This window comes from Leisingera sp. ANG59 (assembly GCF_013317235.1).
In the GTDB taxonomy this organism is placed as follows: Bacteria; Pseudomonadota; Alphaproteobacteria; order Rhodobacterales; family Rhodobacteraceae; genus Leisingera.
Genome location: NZ_WLCM01000005.1, coordinates 149,735 through 166,900 on the forward strand (window position 1 = coordinate 149,735; position 17,166 = coordinate 166,900).

At 64.7% G+C, this 17,166-nt stretch carries 18 protein-coding genes; 6 read left to right on the forward strand and 12 right to left on the reverse strand.

What is annotated here, in order from left to right:
- The first annotated feature begins 40 nt into the window (after positions 1-40).
- Complete coding sequence (locus tag GKC28_RS07105) at positions 41-1,123, forward strand: CaiB/BaiF CoA-transferase family protein (protein ID WP_174146210.1); 1,083 nt, start codon at positions 41-43, stop codon at positions 1,121-1,123.
- Between the two features lie 2 nt (positions 1,124-1,125).
- On the opposite strand, the gene GKC28_RS07110 is transcribed toward GKC28_RS07105, so the two are convergent.
- Both GKC28_RS07110 and hemE read right to left on the reverse strand, forming a co-directional pair.
- Entirely contained in the window at positions 1,126-1,293 is a 168-nt protein-coding gene (locus tag GKC28_RS07110) for a hypothetical protein (RefSeq protein WP_174146211.1), read from the reverse strand.
- Positions 1,294-1,356: 63 nt separating this feature from the next.
- Complete coding sequence (gene hemE, locus GKC28_RS07115; protein ID WP_174146212.1) at positions 1,357-2,391, reverse strand: uroporphyrinogen decarboxylase; 1,035 nt, start codon at positions 2,389-2,391, stop codon at positions 1,357-1,359.
- Positions 2,392-2,575: 184 nt separating this feature from the next.
- On the opposite strand from hemE, the gene hemC reads away from it, so the two are divergent.
- Positions 2,576-3,535, forward strand: a complete 960-nt coding sequence (gene hemC / locus GKC28_RS07120) for a hydroxymethylbilane synthase (RefSeq protein WP_174146213.1) — start codon at positions 2,576-2,578, stop codon at positions 3,533-3,535.
- Positions 3,536-3,574: 39 nt separating this feature from the next.
- Here hemC and GKC28_RS07125 read toward each other — a convergent pair whose 3' ends face one another.
- The 5 genes from GKC28_RS07125 to clpS form a co-directional block, all read right to left on the reverse strand.
- Positions 3,575-4,396 (reverse strand): GH25 family lysozyme, encoded by an 822-nt coding sequence (locus GKC28_RS07125; RefSeq protein ID WP_174146214.1) that lies wholly within the window; start codon positions 4,394-4,396, stop codon positions 3,575-3,577.
- A gap of 178 nt (positions 4,397-4,574) precedes the next feature.
- Positions 4,575-5,456 carry an oxygen-dependent coproporphyrinogen oxidase gene (gene hemF, locus GKC28_RS07130; protein ID WP_174146215.1) on the reverse strand — a complete coding sequence of 294 codons (882 nt, stop codon included), beginning with the start codon at positions 5,454-5,456 and terminating at the stop codon, positions 4,575-4,577.
- Between the two features lie 24 nt (positions 5,457-5,480).
- Positions 5,481-6,287 (reverse strand): SDR family NAD(P)-dependent oxidoreductase, encoded by an 807-nt coding sequence (locus GKC28_RS07135; protein ID WP_174146216.1) that lies wholly within the window; start codon positions 6,285-6,287, stop codon positions 5,481-5,483.
- 84 nt (positions 6,288-6,371) lie between these two features.
- Complete coding sequence (locus GKC28_RS07140) at positions 6,372-7,361, reverse strand: methyltransferase (protein ID WP_174146217.1); 990 nt, start codon at positions 7,359-7,361, stop codon at positions 6,372-6,374.
- Between the two features lie 12 nt (positions 7,362-7,373).
- The gene (gene clpS, locus GKC28_RS07145) at positions 7,374-7,697 is read right to left on the reverse strand and encodes an ATP-dependent Clp protease adapter ClpS (protein WP_036762377.1); all 324 of its coding nucleotides are present in this window, start codon (positions 7,695-7,697) and stop codon (positions 7,374-7,376) included.
- Positions 7,698-7,803: 106 nt separating this feature from the next.
- Here clpS and GKC28_RS07150 point away from each other — a divergent pair, with 106 nt between their 5' ends.
- The 3 genes from GKC28_RS07150 to GKC28_RS07160 all read left to right on the forward strand — a co-directional run bounded on the left by GKC28_RS07150 (position 7,804) and on the right by GKC28_RS07160 (position 10,824).
- Complete coding sequence (locus GKC28_RS07150) at positions 7,804-8,517, forward strand: HAD family hydrolase (RefSeq protein ID WP_174146219.1); 714 nt, start codon at positions 7,804-7,806, stop codon at positions 8,515-8,517.
- 43 nt (positions 8,518-8,560) lie between these two features.
- Positions 8,561-8,887 (forward strand): hypothetical protein, encoded by a 327-nt coding sequence (locus tag GKC28_RS07155; RefSeq protein WP_174146220.1) that lies wholly within the window; start codon positions 8,561-8,563, stop codon positions 8,885-8,887.
- A gap of 260 nt (positions 8,888-9,147) precedes the next feature.
- A complete protein-coding gene (locus tag GKC28_RS07160; protein ID WP_174146221.1) occupies positions 9,148-10,824 on the forward strand; it encodes a D-alanyl-D-alanine carboxypeptidase family protein in 1,677 nt (558 codons plus the stop codon).
- Between the two features lie 233 nt (positions 10,825-11,057).
- On the opposite strand, the gene ccoS is transcribed toward GKC28_RS07160, so the two are convergent.
- Genes ccoS through ccoG form a run of 4 tightly spaced genes read right to left on the reverse strand, consistent with a single transcriptional unit; the run spans position 11,058 to position 15,328 of the window.
- On the reverse strand, positions 11,058-11,216 hold the full coding sequence (ccoS, locus tag GKC28_RS07165) for a cbb3-type cytochrome oxidase assembly protein CcoS (protein WP_019297180.1): 159 nt from the start codon (positions 11,214-11,216) through the stop codon (positions 11,058-11,060).
- A gap of 30 nt (positions 11,217-11,246) precedes the next feature.
- On the reverse strand, positions 11,247-13,424 hold the full coding sequence (locus GKC28_RS07170; RefSeq protein WP_174146222.1) for a heavy metal translocating P-type ATPase: 2,178 nt from the start codon (positions 13,422-13,424) through the stop codon (positions 11,247-11,249).
- Between the two features lie 5 nt (positions 13,425-13,429).
- Positions 13,430-13,894 (reverse strand): FixH family protein, encoded by a 465-nt coding sequence (locus GKC28_RS07175; RefSeq protein WP_174146223.1) that lies wholly within the window; start codon positions 13,892-13,894, stop codon positions 13,430-13,432.
- Positions 13,895-13,897: 3 nt separating this feature from the next.
- Complete coding sequence (ccoG, locus tag GKC28_RS07180) at positions 13,898-15,328, reverse strand: cytochrome c oxidase accessory protein CcoG (protein ID WP_174146224.1); 1,431 nt, start codon at positions 15,326-15,328, stop codon at positions 13,898-13,900.
- Positions 15,329-15,665: 337 nt separating this feature from the next.
- Here ccoG and GKC28_RS07185 point away from each other — a divergent pair, with 337 nt between their 5' ends.
- Positions 15,666-16,229, forward strand: a complete 564-nt coding sequence (locus tag GKC28_RS07185) for a PRC-barrel domain-containing protein (protein WP_174146225.1) — start codon at positions 15,666-15,668, stop codon at positions 16,227-16,229.
- 177 nt (positions 16,230-16,406) lie between these two features.
- On the opposite strand, the gene GKC28_RS07190 is transcribed toward GKC28_RS07185, so the two are convergent.
- Positions 16,407-16,994: an exopolysaccharide biosynthesis protein gene (locus GKC28_RS07190; protein WP_174146226.1), complete on the reverse strand. Its 588-nt coding sequence runs from the start codon at positions 16,992-16,994 to the stop codon at positions 16,407-16,409.
- Positions 16,995-17,166 lie beyond the last annotated feature (172 nt).

A 17,166-nucleotide genomic window follows, 5' to 3' on the forward strand; every position in this document is an offset into this window, starting at 1 on the left:
CCGCAGACTGGCCGTGCCGGAGAGCAAAAGGAGAGGCCAAATGCTGCAAGGGGTTCGCATTCTGGAAGTCGAAGGCCTGGGCCCCGGCCCCTTTGCCGCGATGACGCTGGCCGACCTCGGGGCGGAGGTGATCTGCGTGCACCGCCGGTACACCGGGCGTACACCGGGGATGCCGGAAAACTCTCTGTTGGACCGGGGCAAACGGTCGATCACGCTCGACCTGAAGAACCCGGGCGATGCCGGAACCTTCCTGAAACTTGCCGAAACCGCACATGGGCTGATCGAAGGTTTCCGCCCGGGTGTGATGGAGCGGCTAGGGCTGGGGCCCGAGCAGTGCCACGCAGTGAACCCAGGCCTGGTCTATGGCCGGATGACCGGCTGGGGCCAGGATAGCCCGCTGGCCCATGCTGCGGGGCATGACCTCAATTACATATCGTTGTCGGGGGCGTTGTGGTACGCCTCGAACGCCGGTGATGCACCGCTGACACCAGCCACGCTGGTGGGCGATATCGGCGGCGGGGCGATGTATCTGGTGGCCGGGATACTGGCAGGCATCCTAAAGGCCAGGACCACCGGACAGGGCTGCGTGGTGGATGCCGCGATCTATGACGGCTCGGCCCATATGATGAACCTCCTGATGAGCATCCGCCAGGCCGGAAACTTTGGCGTCACACGTGGAGCAAACCTGCTCGACGGGCCGCATTGGTGCCGCACCTATGCCTGCGCCGATGGCGGCTATGTCTCGGTGCAATGCCTGGAGCCGAAGTTCTATGCGCTGTTTCTGGAGAAGCTGGGGCTGGCGGAAGATCCTGAATTTCAGCAGCAGTTCGACAAAACCAAGTGGCCTGCCCTGACCGGCCGCCTTGCCGGGATCTTTGCCAGCCAGCCGCGCAGCCACTGGGCGGAGCTGTTTGAAGGATCGGATGCCTGCGTTGCCCCGGTTCTGAACCCGGAGGAAGCATTGGCGCATCCGATGAACGCGCGCGGTGCCTGGTTGGAGGAGGACGGCGTGCTGCAAGCCGCCCCTGCCCCCCGGTTTTCCGGCCAGCCGGATTGGACGCCGCCGGAAATCCCCCGGCGCGGCCAGCACACGGAGGAAATCCTGGCGGAACTGGCCCGGTAGGGTCAGTCTTCTTTCTTAGCCTTTTCAGCCGCGGCTTTCATACGCTTGAGCAGTTCAGTCTTGTCCGACTGCTTGCCAAAAGGGTTCTTCTTGGTGCCCTTGGCATTATGTTCCGAATGACGGGGCTTATTGCTGCCCATGCGGGCACCGCCCATTCTGCTGTAGTCCATCGTGAGACCTCTGGATGTATCCGAAGATGCGGCTATTGCCGCATCTTATTTGATAACACAAGATCAGCCGTTGCGGACCGTGTCGATCATCAGCTGCACATTGTCCGGGTTGGCATCCGGGGTGATGCCGTGGCCGAGGTTGAAGATATGCGGGCCGTTCCTGAATGCCTCGACGATGCGGCGGGKTTCATTGACCAGATCCTGCCCGCCAGTCACCATGTGGCGGGAGGCGAGGTTGCCCTGCACGCAGCCGTCCGCCTGCACGTTGGCGGCAGCCCAGACCGGATCCACGGAGTTGTCCAGCGCCACGCAGTCGACGCCGGTTGCCTTGGCGAAGCCCACGTAATTCTCGCCCGCCTCGCGCGGGAAGCCGATGACGGGGATGCCCGGGTGGCGCTCCTTCAGCGCCGCAGTGATCTGGCGGCAAGGCTCCAGCGCGTATTTCCGGAATGCTTCGCCCTTCAGCGAGCCGGCCCAGCTGTCGAAGATTTTGACCACTTCGGCGCCGGCCTCGATCTGCTTGGAGAGGTAGTCGATGGTGGCCTCGGTGATGCGCGCCAGAAGCGCCTCGAACAGGGCGGTATTTCCCTCGCGCAGGGCGTGCGCGGGCCCCTGGTCCGGGGTGCCGCGGCCCGCGATCATATAGGTGGCAACGGTCCAGGGCGCGCCGGCGAAGCCGATCAGCGTGGTTTCCGCGGGCAGCTCGCGCGACAGGATGCGGACGGTTTCATAGATCGGGTTCAGCGTCTCGTGGATATCGGACGCCGGGCCCAGCTTGGCGAAGTCCGCATCAGTCGTGATGGTCGAGAGCCGCGGGCCTTCGCCGGTCACGAACCACAGATCGGCGCCGAGCGCCTGCGGCACCAGCAGGATGTCGGCAAACAGGATCGCCGCGTCGAACCCGTAGCGGCGGATCGGCTGCAGGGTCACCTCGGCGGCCAGATCGGAGTTATAGCAGAGCGAAAGGAAATCCCCGGCCTCGGCACGCGTGGCGCGGTATTCCGGCAGATAGCGGCCCGCCTGGCGCATCATCCAGATCGGCGGCACATCCTGTTTTTCACCCGCCAATGCGCGCAGCAGCTTCTTTTGTCCGGCCATGGTCATCCTCGCTATCGTTCGCCCCTGAGGTCACGCCTGCGAAGGCGAATGTCAAGAGCAGGGGCGATCTGCCGCGCCCCGGGCAAACGCGCCTTGTCCTATGTCAAAGTCCGCGCGCGGCGCCCGTGTGAGATGCGCAAAAACCGGTTTCCTCCGGGGCGCAATCTGATTTAAGGCTTTCTGCATGACACTGACTCTGCCCTCCCCCGCTTCGCCCCTGAAGATCGGCACCCGCGGATCGCCGCTGGCGCTGGCCCAGGCGTATGAGACCCGCAGCCGCCTCGCCGCCGCCTTCGATCTGCCGCAGGAGGCGTTCGAGATCGTGGTGATCAAGACCACCGGCGACAATCAGGCGCTGATTGCGGCGGACAAGCCGCTGAAGGAGCTGGGCGGCAAGGGGCTGTTCACCAAGGAGATCGAAGAGGACCTGCTGTCGGGCGCCATCGACATCGCGGTGCATTCGATGAAGGACATGCCGGTGGCCCAGCCCGAGGGGCTGCTGCTGGGCACCTATCTGCCGCGCGAGGATGTGCGGGATGCCTTTATCTCGCCGTCGCTGAAGTCACTGCATGAATTGGCTGAAGGCGCGGTGGTCGGCACTTCGTCGCTGCGCCGCCGGGCGCAGCTGCTGAACCGCCGCCCGGACCTGAAGGTGGTGGAGTTCCGCGGCAATGTGCAGACCCGGCTGCGCAAGCTGTCCGAGGGCGTGGCGGAGTGCACCTTTCTGGCGATGGCCGGGCTGAACCGGCTGGCGATGGCGGATGTGCCTGCCACTCCGATCGAGACCAGCGACATGCTGCCCGCGGTGGCGCAGGGCGCGATCGGCATCGAACGGCGCGCGGATGACAGCCGCGCGGGCGACATGCTGGCGGCGATCCATGACCATGAGACGGGCAAGCGGCTGGCGGCGGAGCGGGCGTTCCTGGCGGCGCTCGACGGCTCCTGCGAGACGCCGATTGCCGGGCTGGCGGAACTGGACGGCCCCACCCTGCGCCTGCGCGGCGAGGTGCTGCGGCCGGACGGGTCGGAGGCGATCAATGACGACCAGACCTGTGCAGTCGAGGACGGCGCGGAGCTGGGCCGGGAGATGGCAGCCAAACTGCTGGCACAGGCCGGCAAGGGCTTCTTCGACTGGAAAAACTAAGAGCCTTTTGCCCAGCCCAATGAGCGCCTTCGAAACAGTTCAAATCTGACCGGACCACCTCAGCCAGCTCTCCGGGCTGCCGCGGAAGGTGTTGAGGTCGACGTCGCCCGCCACCCCCGGCACCTGGCCGGTGCCGGAATACTGCCAGAAGCTCCAAGCCTTGCCCGGGTAGACCTTTTGCGGATGGCCCGCGACGGAGCGCAGCCAGAACTCGGTGCCGCTGAGCCGCCCGATGCCGGTGTCGCGGTAGAAATCCACCGTGGTGTAGACCACCGGGCGCTTGCCGTAGTGGCGCTCCAGGATGCTGAGGAACTTGCGCGCCTCGGCCCGGACAGTGGCGCCGTCAGGCCGGGTGCGGCAGGTGCGGGAGCGGTGGTTCCATTCCATGTCCAGCACCGGCGGCAGCGCGTTTGCGTCCTTTGGCACATTGCGGATGAACCAGCGGGCCTGCTCCGCCGCCGGGCGGCAGAAGTAGTAATAGTGGTAGGCGCCGTGCTTCAGTCCCGCCGCACGCGCGCCGCGCCAGTTTTCGCGGAACTTGGCGTCAGCGTGGTCGCCGCCCTCGGTTGCCTTGATATAGGCGAAGGATACGCCGGAGCGGCGTACTCTGTGCCAGTCGATGTCGCCCTGATAGCGCGAGACGTCAATGCCGTGGACCGGGTAGGACCAGGGCTTGCGGCCTTCCCAGTCATGCGGGTCGCGGTCGCCGAAACGGGGATAGGTGGAAAGCCCTGCAAGCCGCGCGTTGGCAGGTTCAGTGCGGGTGACCGCCGGCGCGCCGGCATCCCTTTCCGGCGGCCTGCCGCAGCCCGCCGCCAATGCCAGTGCCAATGCCAATGCCCCAAGAACCAGTCTGCGCATGTGATGTGCTCCCTGCCTCGTTTCGTTACAACTGCTCTTTTCTTTGCCTGTTGAGTTTCATCTTAGCGCAGGGCGGAGCAAAGTCGCGCCCCGAAGGACGCAGATCAGCATAAATCCGCCGCAAGAAAAAACGCGCCGCTGGGAGCGGCGCGCTGCGATTTCGAGGAAAACTGCCGGGTCAGACCCACTTGGCCAGCGGCGGCAGGCTCATCAGCACCGCGTTGGCATCGTGGCCGGTTTCCAGCCCGAACTTGGTGCCGCGGTCATAGACCAGATTGTATTCCGCATAGAGGCCGCGGTGAATCAGCTGCGCGTCCTTGTCGGCCTCATCGAAAGCCTGCACCCGGCGCTTTTCGACCAGCGGCACAAAGGCCGGCAGGAAGGCGCGGCCGATGTCCCGGGTCAGGGCGAAATCCGCGGCCCAGTCGCCGGAGTTCCGGTCATCCATGAAGATGCCGCCCACCCCGCGGGCGCGCTGGCGGTGGGGGATGTAAAAATACTCATCCGCCCATTCCTTGAGCCGCGGATAATGCTCTGCCCCGTGCGGGTCCAAGTGCCGTTTCTGCTGCCCGTGGAAATGCGCGGTGTCTTCATCGTATTCGATGCAGGGATTGAGGTCCGAACCGCCGCCGAACCACCAGGCGTGCGGAGTCCAGAACATTCGGGTGTTCATGTGTACGGCAGGCACATGCGGGTTGCGCATGTGGGCGACCAACGAGATGCCGGAGGCCCAGAAACGCGGATCGTCCTTCATCCCCGGGATACCCTTGCGCGCGGCCATCGCTGCCTGCGCGCGCTCACCAAGGGTGCCGTAGACCTCGGAGATGTTGACACCGACCTTCTCGAACACGCGGCCGCCGCGCATCACGCTCATCAGCCCGCCGCCGGCGTCGGAACCGTCGTCCGAGGTGCGTTTGGTTTCCGTCACCTCGAACCGGCCCGGTTCCATTTCCGAGAACGGGCCCTCGCTGTGGCTGTCCTCCAGCCCCTCGAACGCGGCAACGATTTGGTCGCGCAATTCCCGGAACCAGGCAGCTGCCCGGGCCTTTTCTTCTTTCATTTCAGCAGTCAATGGTCTGTCCAATCAGTGCATCGGGGCGGACACCGGGTCCAGCAGAGTGCGGCCGCCGTCCAGCGTGAGCACCTGCCCGGTCATGAACCCGGAGGCGTCAGAAGCCAAATACTGGGCCGTCTCGGTCAGTTCCGTCGGAGAGGCCACCCGGCCCAGCGGTGTGTGCGCCTCGATATCCTGGCGGAAACTGCGGTTTTCCTTGAGGGTCTCCTGCATCGAGGCGCTCATCACCGAACCAAAGGCAATCGAATTGACCCGGATCCGGTGCGGCGCCAGCGCCACCGCCAAAGATCGCGTGACCTGGTCCAGCGCGGCAGACGCCACCGAATAGGCCATCAGTTCCGGGTGGGTGCGGCGGGCCGCAATCGATGACAGGTTGATGATGCTGCCGAGCGGGCCGGCGTCGTTTTCGCGTTCCTCCGCCTGCTTGATCATCCGCTTGGCAACCTGCTGGGACAGGCGCACCGACGGCAGCAGGCTTTGGTTCAGGAGCTGGTCCAGAGTCTGGTCCTGCGGATCCAGCGCATCGGTGGCCACAACCTGCCGCGCTCCGTTGACCAGAATATCGATATCGTCAAAGGCGTCGATGGTGGCCGACAGCAGGTTGGCAATAGTCAGCCGCTCGCGCAGATCGCCCGCGAAATAGCGGATATTGCTTTCGTCGGCCTGCTCTCCCAGCTCATCAACCAGCTGGGTTTCGTGCATGTCGGCAAACATCACATTGGCGCCGGCATCGGCGAACTGCTTGCCGATCGCCAAGCCGATGCCGCTGGCGGCGCCGGTCACAATGGCAGTTTTTCCGGAAATGGAAAAGGACATGAAAGGGTGCTCCCCTATGGCATTTGGCCCGCACGTTAGACCGCGTCTGCCGGTTTGGAAACCGCCATTGCGCCCCGCGCGCGGTTACTTGCGCCCGCGCTTCGGCTTGGCTGCATGCAGGATCTTGAAGCGGTTGTCTCCGCCCTCCTCGCGCACTTGGGCGAATTTTTCCGCCAGCGCGGTCTCATACGGCAGGTGCCTGTTGGCTACCATCCACAGGCTGCCGCTGGCGGCCAGCATGGAAGCGGCCGAGGCGATGAAGGCCTGCCCCAGCGCGGGTTCGGCTGCGCGGCCGCTGTGGAACGGCGGGTTCATCACCACGGTGTTCACCACGCCCGGCGCCTTCCATGTGCGGGCATCAGCCCAGTGGAAATGCGACCGCGGATCCGCTGCATTCAGGCGGGCACAGGCCAGTGCGGCATGGTCGGCCTCAACCAGATGCAGTTCTTCGACGCCCTCGCGCTGCAGCACCTGCGCCGAGAGATAGCCCCAGCCCGCGCCGAGGTCGGCCACGCAGCGGCCCAGTTTCTGCGGCAGCGCCGCCGCCAGCATGCGGGAGGCCGGGTCGATGCCGTCCGCCGAGAACACGCCCGGGGCGGTGATGAAGCCCTCGACCTGCTGCGGTCCGTCGGGCAGCCAATCGGACAGATCGGTGCCGCCCTCGATCCAGAACACCTTGCCATGCGCCTTGGAGACCGGCGCGGAGGGCGCACAGCGCTTGCGCAGGTCCTTCAGCACCGAATCAATGCCTTCGGTCTTTGCGCCGTCGATCAGCACCTGCCCCGCGGTGACGGCAGCGGCCTGAGCCACCAGCATCCGGGCCAGTGCCTTGGCCCGTGGCAGGAAGACAACGGCGGCAGCGTATTCCGCCCCTGCTTCCAGTGCGGGCGCGCAGGTGTAGCCCTGCCCCTCGAAATGATCATGGTCCGGGCGGAGCGGCTGGATGATCAGAACCTGATCCTTGGGCAGCACCGACAGATCGTGTTCGCTGCGCGGGTGGAACACGGCAATGCGGCCCTCGGCAGGCACAGCAAAGCCGCCCGATTGGGCGGCCAGGGACAAGCGGACAGACATCTAAGGGCCTCTTTATTCTTCTTTTTCCATGGTGCACTGCAGCGGGTGCTGGTGGCGTCGGGCGAAGTCCATCACCTGGCCCACCTTGGTTTCCGCCACCTCATGGCTGAACACGCCGACCACGGCAACGCCCTTCTTGTGCACTGTCAGCATGATCTCAAACGCCTGCGCGTGGGTCATGCCGAAGAAGCGTTCCAGCACCATCACCACGAATTCCATCGGGGTGTAGTCGTCATTCAGCAGCAGCACCTTGTAGCGCGGCGGGCGCTTGGTCTTGGGCCGTGTCTTGGTCAGAACGCCGGATTCCGTGTCGTCGTCAGAATGATCGGTCATCATTGTCGGCAGCAGCGGCATAGGCAATTTGATCCAGTGATACGTGGAATTAACTGTGACGCTTATATAGCGTCTATGGCGTAGAGGAAAAGAGACAGAGACCGGCAGATTGACACCTAATTTGACAACAATCGGCTTTGATGCCGACGATACCCTCTGGCACAACGAACGGTTCTTCCGCGTCACGCAGGAACGGTTTGCCGAGTTGCTGCAGGATCACACCCCCGCGGACGTCGGCCCGGAGCAGCTGGAACGGCAGCTGCTGGAGGCTGAAAAACGCAACCTGGGGCGCTATGGCTACGGGGTGAAGGGGTTTACCCTGTCGATGATCGAAACCGCGATCGAAGTGACCGGCGAGAGGGTGCCCGCCCCGGTTATCAAAGAGCTGATCACCGCCGGCCAGATGATGCTGTCCTACCCGATCGAACTGCTGCCGCATGCACGGGAGGCGGTGGAGGCTGCTGCGAGCCGCTGCAAGGTGGTGCTGATCACCAAGGGCGACCTGCTGGATCAGGAGCGCAAGCTGGCACAGTCCGGCCTGGGCGAGCTGTTCGACGGGGTCGAGGTGGTGTCGGAAAAGACGCCGGCAGTCTACATGGACATTTTCAGCCGCCATGGCGACGGCCCGGACCGCGCGATGATGGTCGGCAACTCGATGCGCTCCGACGTGGTGCCGGTGATCGAGGCCGGCGGCTGGGGCACCTATGTGCCGCACGGGCTGGTCTGGGAGGTCGAGCACGCCGAAGCGCCGGAGCACAGCCCGCGCTACACGGAAATCGCCGATCTGGGCGCACTGGCAGACCTGGTGGACAAACTGGGCTGAGCGGCGTTATCGCTTCGGGGAATGCCAGAGGAGCCCCGGACAGATGCCGCACGCAGAATTGAAGTACTCCAGCGACCTGGACGTCGATGCAGAGGCCATTCTGGCTGAAATCGAAACCGTTATCTTGGAGCATGACGGCGGCGCGGGCGCCTGCAAAGGCCGCGCCTACCCTGCCGGCCGGTTCCACCGCACGCATGTCACCGTCAGCGTGACCCTGCTGACCAAGCCGCACCGGGATGAAGCCTTTTCCAAGGCGCTGCTGGCGGACCTCGAATCCCGCATCAAAGCGCGGCTGCATCAGCCCTGCGAATTCTCCCTCGGCCTTAGCTATTCCACCCCGTTCTATGTGACCAATTTGCACACCGGATGACCGGAAATCGGGGCAGAAGCCCCCGTGGCACGCGCCTCCGGCCTCTGCCTCCGGCCGCAGCGGCAACTTTTTTTGATAACATTTCGTTAGGACTTGCCGCATCTAGCGGCCAGACCCGGCCCACATACAAGATGCCGGCACAGTTTGCCCGAACCGCCCAACAGGGCGCTTTCGCACCTGTTTATTCCTCGTAAACCCTGTGTTACGCTTTTCAGCACAGGCAAAAACGTCAGCCGGAAAACCGGCGGCACGAGGCAAACATGGCAGTGATCACGCAGGTAAGTCCGGCGTCTGGCCGGTATTCCCGTACCCGGCTCCTATGGGCGGCCGCGGTCTTCTTTCTGGCAGTTTTTACAGTGGCGCTCCAGCCGCAGCGGGCCGCAGCTGCGCCCTATGCGGCGATGGTGATCGACGCCCGCACTGGCGAAGTGCTGCATTCGCGCAATGCCGATACCCGCCTGCACCCGGCATCGCTGACCAAGATGATGACGCTCTACATCGCATTCGAAGCGGTGCGGAACGGCGAGATCACCCTGGATACCAAAGTCCGGATCAGCCGCAACGCCGCCGCCGAGCCGCCGTCAAAGCTGGGCCTCAAGGCGGGGCAGAAGATCGCCTTCCGTTACCTGATCCGCGCTGCGGCGGTGAAGTCCGCCAATGACGCCGCCACCGCCATCGGCGAGACCCTGTCCGGGTCAGAGGCGGCCTTTGCACGCCGGATGAACCGCACCGCCAAGGCGCTGGGGATGAGCCGCACGACCTTCAAGAACGCTCACGGGCTGACTGCCAGCGGGCATCTGTCGACCGCCAGCGACATGACCACGCTGGGGCGGCACCTGCTGTATGACTATCCGGAGTATTACAACCTGTTCTCGCGCCGATCGACCAATGCCGGCATCCGCGAGGTTCCCAATACCAACCGCCGCCTGCTGGCGGCCTACCGCGGCGCCGACGGGATCAAGACAGGTTACACCCGCGCCGCCGGCTTCAATCTGGTGGCCTCGGCCAAGCGCGGCAACGAACGGATCATCGCCACCGTGTTCGGCGGCAAATCCACCGCCTCGCGCAATGCCAAGGTGGCGGAACTGCTGGACCTTGGCTTCCGCCGGGCGCCCTCACGCGCGGCCCTGCGCAAGCCGCAGCGGCCGGCCTATCAGGGCTCGGGCAATGTGGTGGTTGCCGACGCAGATGACGGTCCCTCGCATGAGGTGGCAGGCAAGACCCTCCGTGTGAGCGGCCAGGTAAACACAAGCCTGCGCCCGAAAACCCGCCCGGGCAGCAGCGAATCGCCGGTGCTGGTTGCCGCGCTTGAGGAAGCACTTCAGACACCGGTTAGAGAGCCGCAAGAGGATACCGCTCCGGCTGTAGCCGTTGCCTCTGCTGAGGCCGTCGCAGGAACAGCTTCTGAAACGGCGGGAAACCCGGTGGAAAACAGCCCGCAGGAGCAGATTGAGAACCTTCAGACCGTCAGTGCGGATAGCATTGTTCAGGGTGATGCCCTGCGTGAGAGCATTGCAGTTGCCCTTGCCGAAGCGGAAGCCGAACCGCAGCCTGCAGAAGAGACAGCGGAGCCGGTCATCATCGCTGCCGTGCAGAAAGTGCCCTTCACCGGCCTTCGCCCCGTGGCCCGCCCCGCCAGCCTGACCGGAGCCGCACCGGAGCCGGAGCCCGTCGTCGTGACCCGCCTGTCCACCTCCGGCGGGCGCTACTGGGGCGTCAATGTTGGGCTCTACACCAGCCGCTACCAGGCCGAGAAGGTGCTGTTGCGCACGGCGCTGTCGGAGTTGGAAACACTGGACGGCACCCTGCGCAAAGTGGCCAAGACCCGCCGCGGGTTCGAGGCCAATTTCCTGGGCATGAGCCAGGAGCAGGCGGAACTGGCCTGCCGCCGCCTGAACGCCCGCAACGTGACCTGCGCGCCGATCGGCCCGTCCTGAGTGCGGTGAGACCTCAAATCAGAAAAGGCGCCCCTGAGGCGCCTTTTTTCTTGCCCTGCCGTCTCTTTCCAGCGGGCTCTCCCGCCCGTCGTCAGGCTTTTCATTCGAAAACCCATCCTCCCGTTGGGCGTGGCACCGCGCATGGCGCGGTGCCACGCCCAACGCCGCCAAGGTGTTCCGGCGTCAGCCAGGGCACCTGCGGGGGCGGGAGGTCTTGACTGCTGAACAGTCCGTCAGGGCTTGGGCTTGTCGTCCCACTCGTCGTTCAGGATCCGGCGGGCATCGCCTTCGGGGTCGTCGTACTGGTTGCTGCGCACCGTGTAGAAGAAGGCTGCAAGCCCCACTGAACCGAGGATCAGCGAAATCGGGATCAGATAGGCAAGGACGCTCATAGGTTTGGTACCAGTCTTGCGGGCGCGGGCTCAGCGCAGCCGCAGCGCGTTGAGGGAAACGGTTATGGAGGAGGTAGACATCGCCAGCGCTGCAATCAAGGGCGTTGCCAGCCCGGCGATCGCCAGCGGCACTGCAATCACATTGTAGAGCGTGGCAATGCGGAAGTTCTCGCGGATGCGGCGGGTGGCCTTCTGGGCCACGCCGCAAGCCTCGGCTATGGGCTCAAGATCCTGCCCCAGCAGCACGATATCGGAGGCGACACGCGCCGCGTCCAGGGCTGAGGCCGGAGAGATGGAGACATGCGCCGCAGCCAGTGCTGCGGTGTCGTTGAGGCCGTCACCGACCATCAGCACCTTCTTGCCCTGATCCGCCAGCAACTGAACGCGGGCGGATTTATCCGCAGGTAGCGCCTCAGCCACCCATTTGGAAATGTTCAGCCGCCCAGCCAGGTCCTCCACCGCGCCGGTGGTGTCGCCGGAGATCAGCAGCACATCCTTGCCGGCCGCCTTCAGCGCCGCCACCGCTTCCGCCGCACCGGGACGCAGGGCATCAGTGTAGTCGAAAGGCTTGGCCTCCCCTGCCCCGGTATCGAGCCAGGCCGCCGTCTGGCTGCCCTGCTCCGCGCCGACCCAGGCCGCCCTGCCGAGCCGGACACGGCTGCCGCGGTACAAGCCTTCGGCGCCGTAGCCGGGCACCTCGGTGATGTCCTGAACGCTGGCGGGCTTGATCCCGGCTTCGCGGGCCGCGCGGGACAGCGCCACGGACAGAGGGTGCGAGGAGCCTTCGGCCAGCGCCAGGGCAATCTCCAGATCCGCGCGGGCATGGTCGCCCAGATTGGTGACTTGCGGCGTGCCGGCGGTCAGCGTGCCGGTCTTGTCAAAGACCACGGTATCGACCTCCGCCAGCCGCTCCAAAGCGGTGGCGTGTTTGATCAGCATGCCCTTCTTGAACAGGCGGCCCGAGGCGGCCGTGGTCACGGCAGGCACCGCAAGGCCCAGCGCGCAGGGGCAGGTGATGATCAGCACCGCAGCGGCAATGTTGAGCGAGGTGCGGATGTCGAAGGTGTAGAGATACCAGCCGGCAAAGGCGAGCGCCGAGAGGATATGCACGCCGGGGGCATAGAGTTTCGCAGCACTGTCGGCGAGCGAAGTATAGCGGGACCGGCCGGATTCTGCGATGGCGACCAGATCGGCCATGCGGTGCAGCGATGTGTCCTCGCCCACCGCGGTTGCGCGGATGGTCAGCGGGCCGGTCAGGTTCACTTCACCCGCTGAAACCGCCAGGCCGGGATCCGCAAAGACCGGCAGGGTTTCCCCGGTCAGCAGCGAGCGGTCGAGCTCCGACTGGCCTGAAACGATCTCGCCATCCACCGGCATCCGCCCGCCGGGGCGCACCAGGATCAGGTCGCCGATGGCCAAATCCGCCACCGGCACCTCGTATTCGTCACCGTCCAGCAGCCGGATGGCGCGGGGCACTTCCAATGCCGCCAGCTCCTCTGCTGCCGACCGGGCCACCGCGCGGGTGCGGTAGTCCAGATAGCGGCCCGCCAGCAGGAAAAACGTGAGCGTCAGCGCCGCGTCGAAATAGGCGTGCTCGCCTGACAGGAAGGTCTCCCATAGCGATGTGACGAGCGCCAGCACCAGCGCCAGGACAATCGGCACATCCATATTCAGCCGCCCGACCCGGAGCGCTGTCCAGGCATTGGCAAAGAAGGGCTGCGCCGAGAAGATGATGGCAGGAAATGTGATCGCAGCCGAAATCCAGTGGAACATGTCCCGCGTCGCGTCAGACGCGCCGGACCAGACCGAAATCGACAGGAGCATCACATTCATCGAGGCGAAGAAGGCCACCGCCAGCCGCATCAGCAGATCCCGCCCGGCCTTGTCGTTCTGGGTGGCCGCCAGCGCCGCGAGATCCAGTTCATGCGCCTCAAAACCGGCCTTTTCCAGCACCGGGATCAGGTCCGCCACGCGCACGTCCGGGTCCGCCTCGATCAGCGCCCGCTTCAGGGTCAGGTTCACCCGTGCCGAATGGATGCCGGGATGGGCGTTCAGCTCCCGCTCCACCGTCGCAATACAGGCCTGGCAGTGGATGCCCGGCAAGGACAGCGCCAGCCGCGCCTCGGTTGGCGCCTGCTCCGCACCGTCGTGCGGGGCGGCGACGCAGGCGGGACAGGCGGCAAGCAAGGGGCGGAGCTGCGCGGTCATCGCGGTCAGCCTTTCACATGCAGGATCACCCGCTGGGTGAACTCGGTGCCATCCTCGGCTCGTGCCACCATTCGGATGTTCCAGTTGCCCGGGCCAAGATCAGCCGGCGCCACATAGGCCTGGCCGTCAAAGGTGAACTCCGGTTTCTGGTCGTCCTGCACATGGGTTGCGCGGCCGAGCGTCGCGCTCAGCTTGGCGACCTCGACGGGATTGCCGTCAGCGTCGGTGATCTCAAGCTTGACCTGATCCCCTGCCGAAGAGGCATAGACCGACCAGCCCAGCGCCTCCTGCGCGGAGCGGCGCTGGTCAAACTCCTGGCTGGCAACGTAGGAGTTCTTCACTTCCAGCCCCGGAAAGGTCTTCACTGCATTGACCGCCAGGATGATGTTTACCCCGATTATCACCGCAAAGGCGCCGCCGAACAGCAGGAGGGCGTGCTTGCCGGTAAATTCGCGTTCGCGCTTGGCCATGGCTCAGTTCCCCTTGCCGTTAAAGCTGGTGTCCTTGTGGGCACGCTCGCCGCTGTTCAGATCTTCCACCCATATGCGCACCGGAGTCGAGCCCGACTTGGACGGCGCGGCATCTTTCGGCGCAACGATGTAGACCCGCTGTAAAAGTGCGGTATCGGCTGGCACGGTGACGGTTTCGCCTTCGACGCCTTCCAGCCCGATCTGCATTTCCGGATCGCCCTTAAGCGACAACTGGAACGGGCGCGCCTCGCCATGCTTGTTGCGCAAGCGCACGTCGTAGGTGTTGCGGATCGAACCATCAGACAGGGTAACGTAGGTCGGATTGCGCACTGGCGCGACAGTCAGCTCAATATCGGAGCGGATGAACAGCGCAAATAGAAGCCCCACACCGACCAGCGACCACAGGCTGGTATACATGATGGTGCGCGGGCGCAGGATGTGCTTCCAGATGTTCTTGGGCGGTTTGCCGCTCCGCTCCAGCGTCTCATCCGACAGCGCCATATAGTCGATCAGTCCGCGCGGCTTGCCGATCTTGGCCATCACGTCGTCGCAGGCGTCGATGCACAGCGCGCAGGTGATGCATTCCATCTGCTGACCGTCGCGGATGTCGATCCCCACCGGGCAGACGTTGACGCAGGCCATGCAGTCGATGCAGTCGCCCTGCCCTTCCGCCACCTGGCCCTTTTTCAGCTTTCCGCGCGGCTCGCCGCGCCATTCGCGGTAGCCGACGGTGAGGGTATCCTCATCCATCATTGCGGCCTGGATGCGCGGCCAGGGGCAGGCGTAGATGCAGATCTGCTCGCGTGCGAAACCGCCGAACAGGAAGGTGGTCGCGGTCAGGATCAGCATGGTGGAATAGGCAATCGGGTGCGCGTTCAGCGTCACCAGGTCATAGGCCAGCGTCGGCGCATCGGCGAAATAGAACACCCAGGCGCCGCCGGTGGCGAGGCCGATCAGGAACCACGCTGTCCATTTGGTGACCCGCAGGCGCGCCTTGCGGAAATCCATCTTCTTCTGCCGGTGCAGGCGCAGGCGGGCGTTGCGGTCGCCCTCGATCCAGCGCTCCACCAGGATGAAAAGGTCGGTCCAAACGGTCTGCGGGCAGGCATAGCCGCACCAGACCCGGCCCAGAGCAGAGGTGAACAGGAACAGCCCCAGCCCCGCCATGATCAAGAGGCCCGCGACAAAGTAGAATTCGTGCGGCCAGATCTCGATCCAGAAGAAATAGAAGCGGCGGTTCGCCAGATCCAGCAGCACCGCCTGATCCGGCAGCGAGGGGCCGCGATCCCAGCGGATCCAGGGGGTCAGGTAGTAGATCCCCAGCGTCACCGCCATAATGTACCACTTCAGATTGCGGAACTTGCCGGACACGCGCCGCGGGAAGATCGGCTCTCTGGCGGCATAGAGGCTGGGGGCCGGGTTGGAATCGCTCACGGACTCTCTCCGTCTTGTGGCATTGCTGCCGCCCTTGTCACAGAAGCAAAGTGCCGGAACTTTGACGTGGATCAAAAAGCGCATCACACAATCATGTTTTCCGGCCCGATTTTGCGCCCCGGGAGCGGCACTCCGCCACCTATGCCGGTGCCTCCTGTCCTGCCAGAGGCAAGTTGCCGCAGAGTCCGGAAAAGGAGCCGGCGCCGGTTTCCCAAGGCGCCTGGTGTTTGCACGGACCATGAGACAATGCAGTTTGCCGGGAACCTTTCGGGTTGGCGCGGGTTGGGTGGCTGTAGTTCACGCGCGCTGAAGTGCGGAACATTCAGGAGGTCAAATTATGAAACAGCTTATGCTTTCGGCTTCACTGATCGCCGCTGCTGCGGTTCCGGGTTTTGCCGGCACGGAAGGCAGCGGTTCCGGCGGTGCTGAAGGCGGTGCCCAGCTTGAAACGCCAGCAGCCAGCGCCTCTGCCGACGGCGGCGCGATGGGTGAAGCCAAGGCGGCGTTTGCACCGCTGCAAACCGGTTCTGACGCCGCCGGCAGCCCGTTCAGCGGCGGCACCGCTTCCGAGGGAGGGCTGTCGGCCCTGATCCCTGACGCCGACGGGCCAGCGATGGAACCCCTGGGCATGAATGAAGTCAATGCGTCAGAACTGACCGGCGCCCCTGCCTATGACGCCAAGGACGAGCATATTGGCGAGCTCTCGCAGGTTGTGGTGAACACAAACGGCGGCGTCGAAGCAGTCATCATCGATGTAGGCGGGTTTCTGGGGATCGGCGAAAAGCCGGTCGAGTTAACAATGGGGGACATCGAGATCGTCCAGGCCGCAAACGATGTGCGCGTCATCACCCATCTGACCCGCGAGCAGCTGGAAGCGCTGCCGGACTACCAGCCGGGATAAGATCTGGGGGTCGTGGCGGCCTGCAGGCCGCCATGATCACCGCCGCTTGTTTGCCTGCCTGGTCTCCGGTTTCCTGCCTCGTACCGGCGCCTTGGCGGACGTCACTGCCAAGTGGCTTGCACGACCGGGTTCCGAAAGGAATCCGGTCTTTTGGCGCCCGGCTGAGGCATTCGGCAATCAGACCAATCCCGCCGCAAGCGCGGCGGCTGCGGCAAAGAGTGCGGAAAGCGTCAGCAAGGCGATCAGCCCGTCGCGGGTCAGCATGGCCACGGCCAGCAGGCTGACAACGCCGCCCAGAACTGACGAGGAGAACGGGACTATTTCCAGCAAGGGCATCATGGCGCCGCAAATCAGGCACACAGCCTGGATCACCGTCAGGAAGGGCTGACGGGTCAGCATTGCCAGCCGCTTGCCGGAATGCCGGTCCAGCCAGCGCACGCTGCGGCGCAACGCTGCCGCCCCCTTGCGCACGGCATCAGCCTTGATCCTGCGGCGGCCCAGCCAGCCGGGGATCCACAGGTGCCGGCGTCCCATCAGCATCTGGACAGAGATCAGGCAGATCAGGGCGCCGCAGGCAGAAGAAAACAGTGGCACTCCGCTGAGCGGCGTGACCACAGCCATCGCCGGGACTGCCAGCACGGCCGGAAGCGACGTCTGTCCCAGCTCTTCCGTAAACCGGCTGACAGTGATGCCGCCGCGGTTCCTGCGTGCAAGGCTGCTGGTTTCCTTCAGCACATGTTCGACGGGCTGCTTTGCTGATGTCATTCTGCTCCCTCTCTCCGGCTGTTCCGGTTCAAGGGGCAACGCGCCCGCCTGCCTGTGGTTCCAAATGCCTGCTTTCCGCAGAAATCCGCCGATGCAAGGATAGCCTGCCCGCCTGCCGAATTTGAGCAGGAACCTTTCCTTCGCCCGATGCGTTCTGCAGGTGCATCCCCAA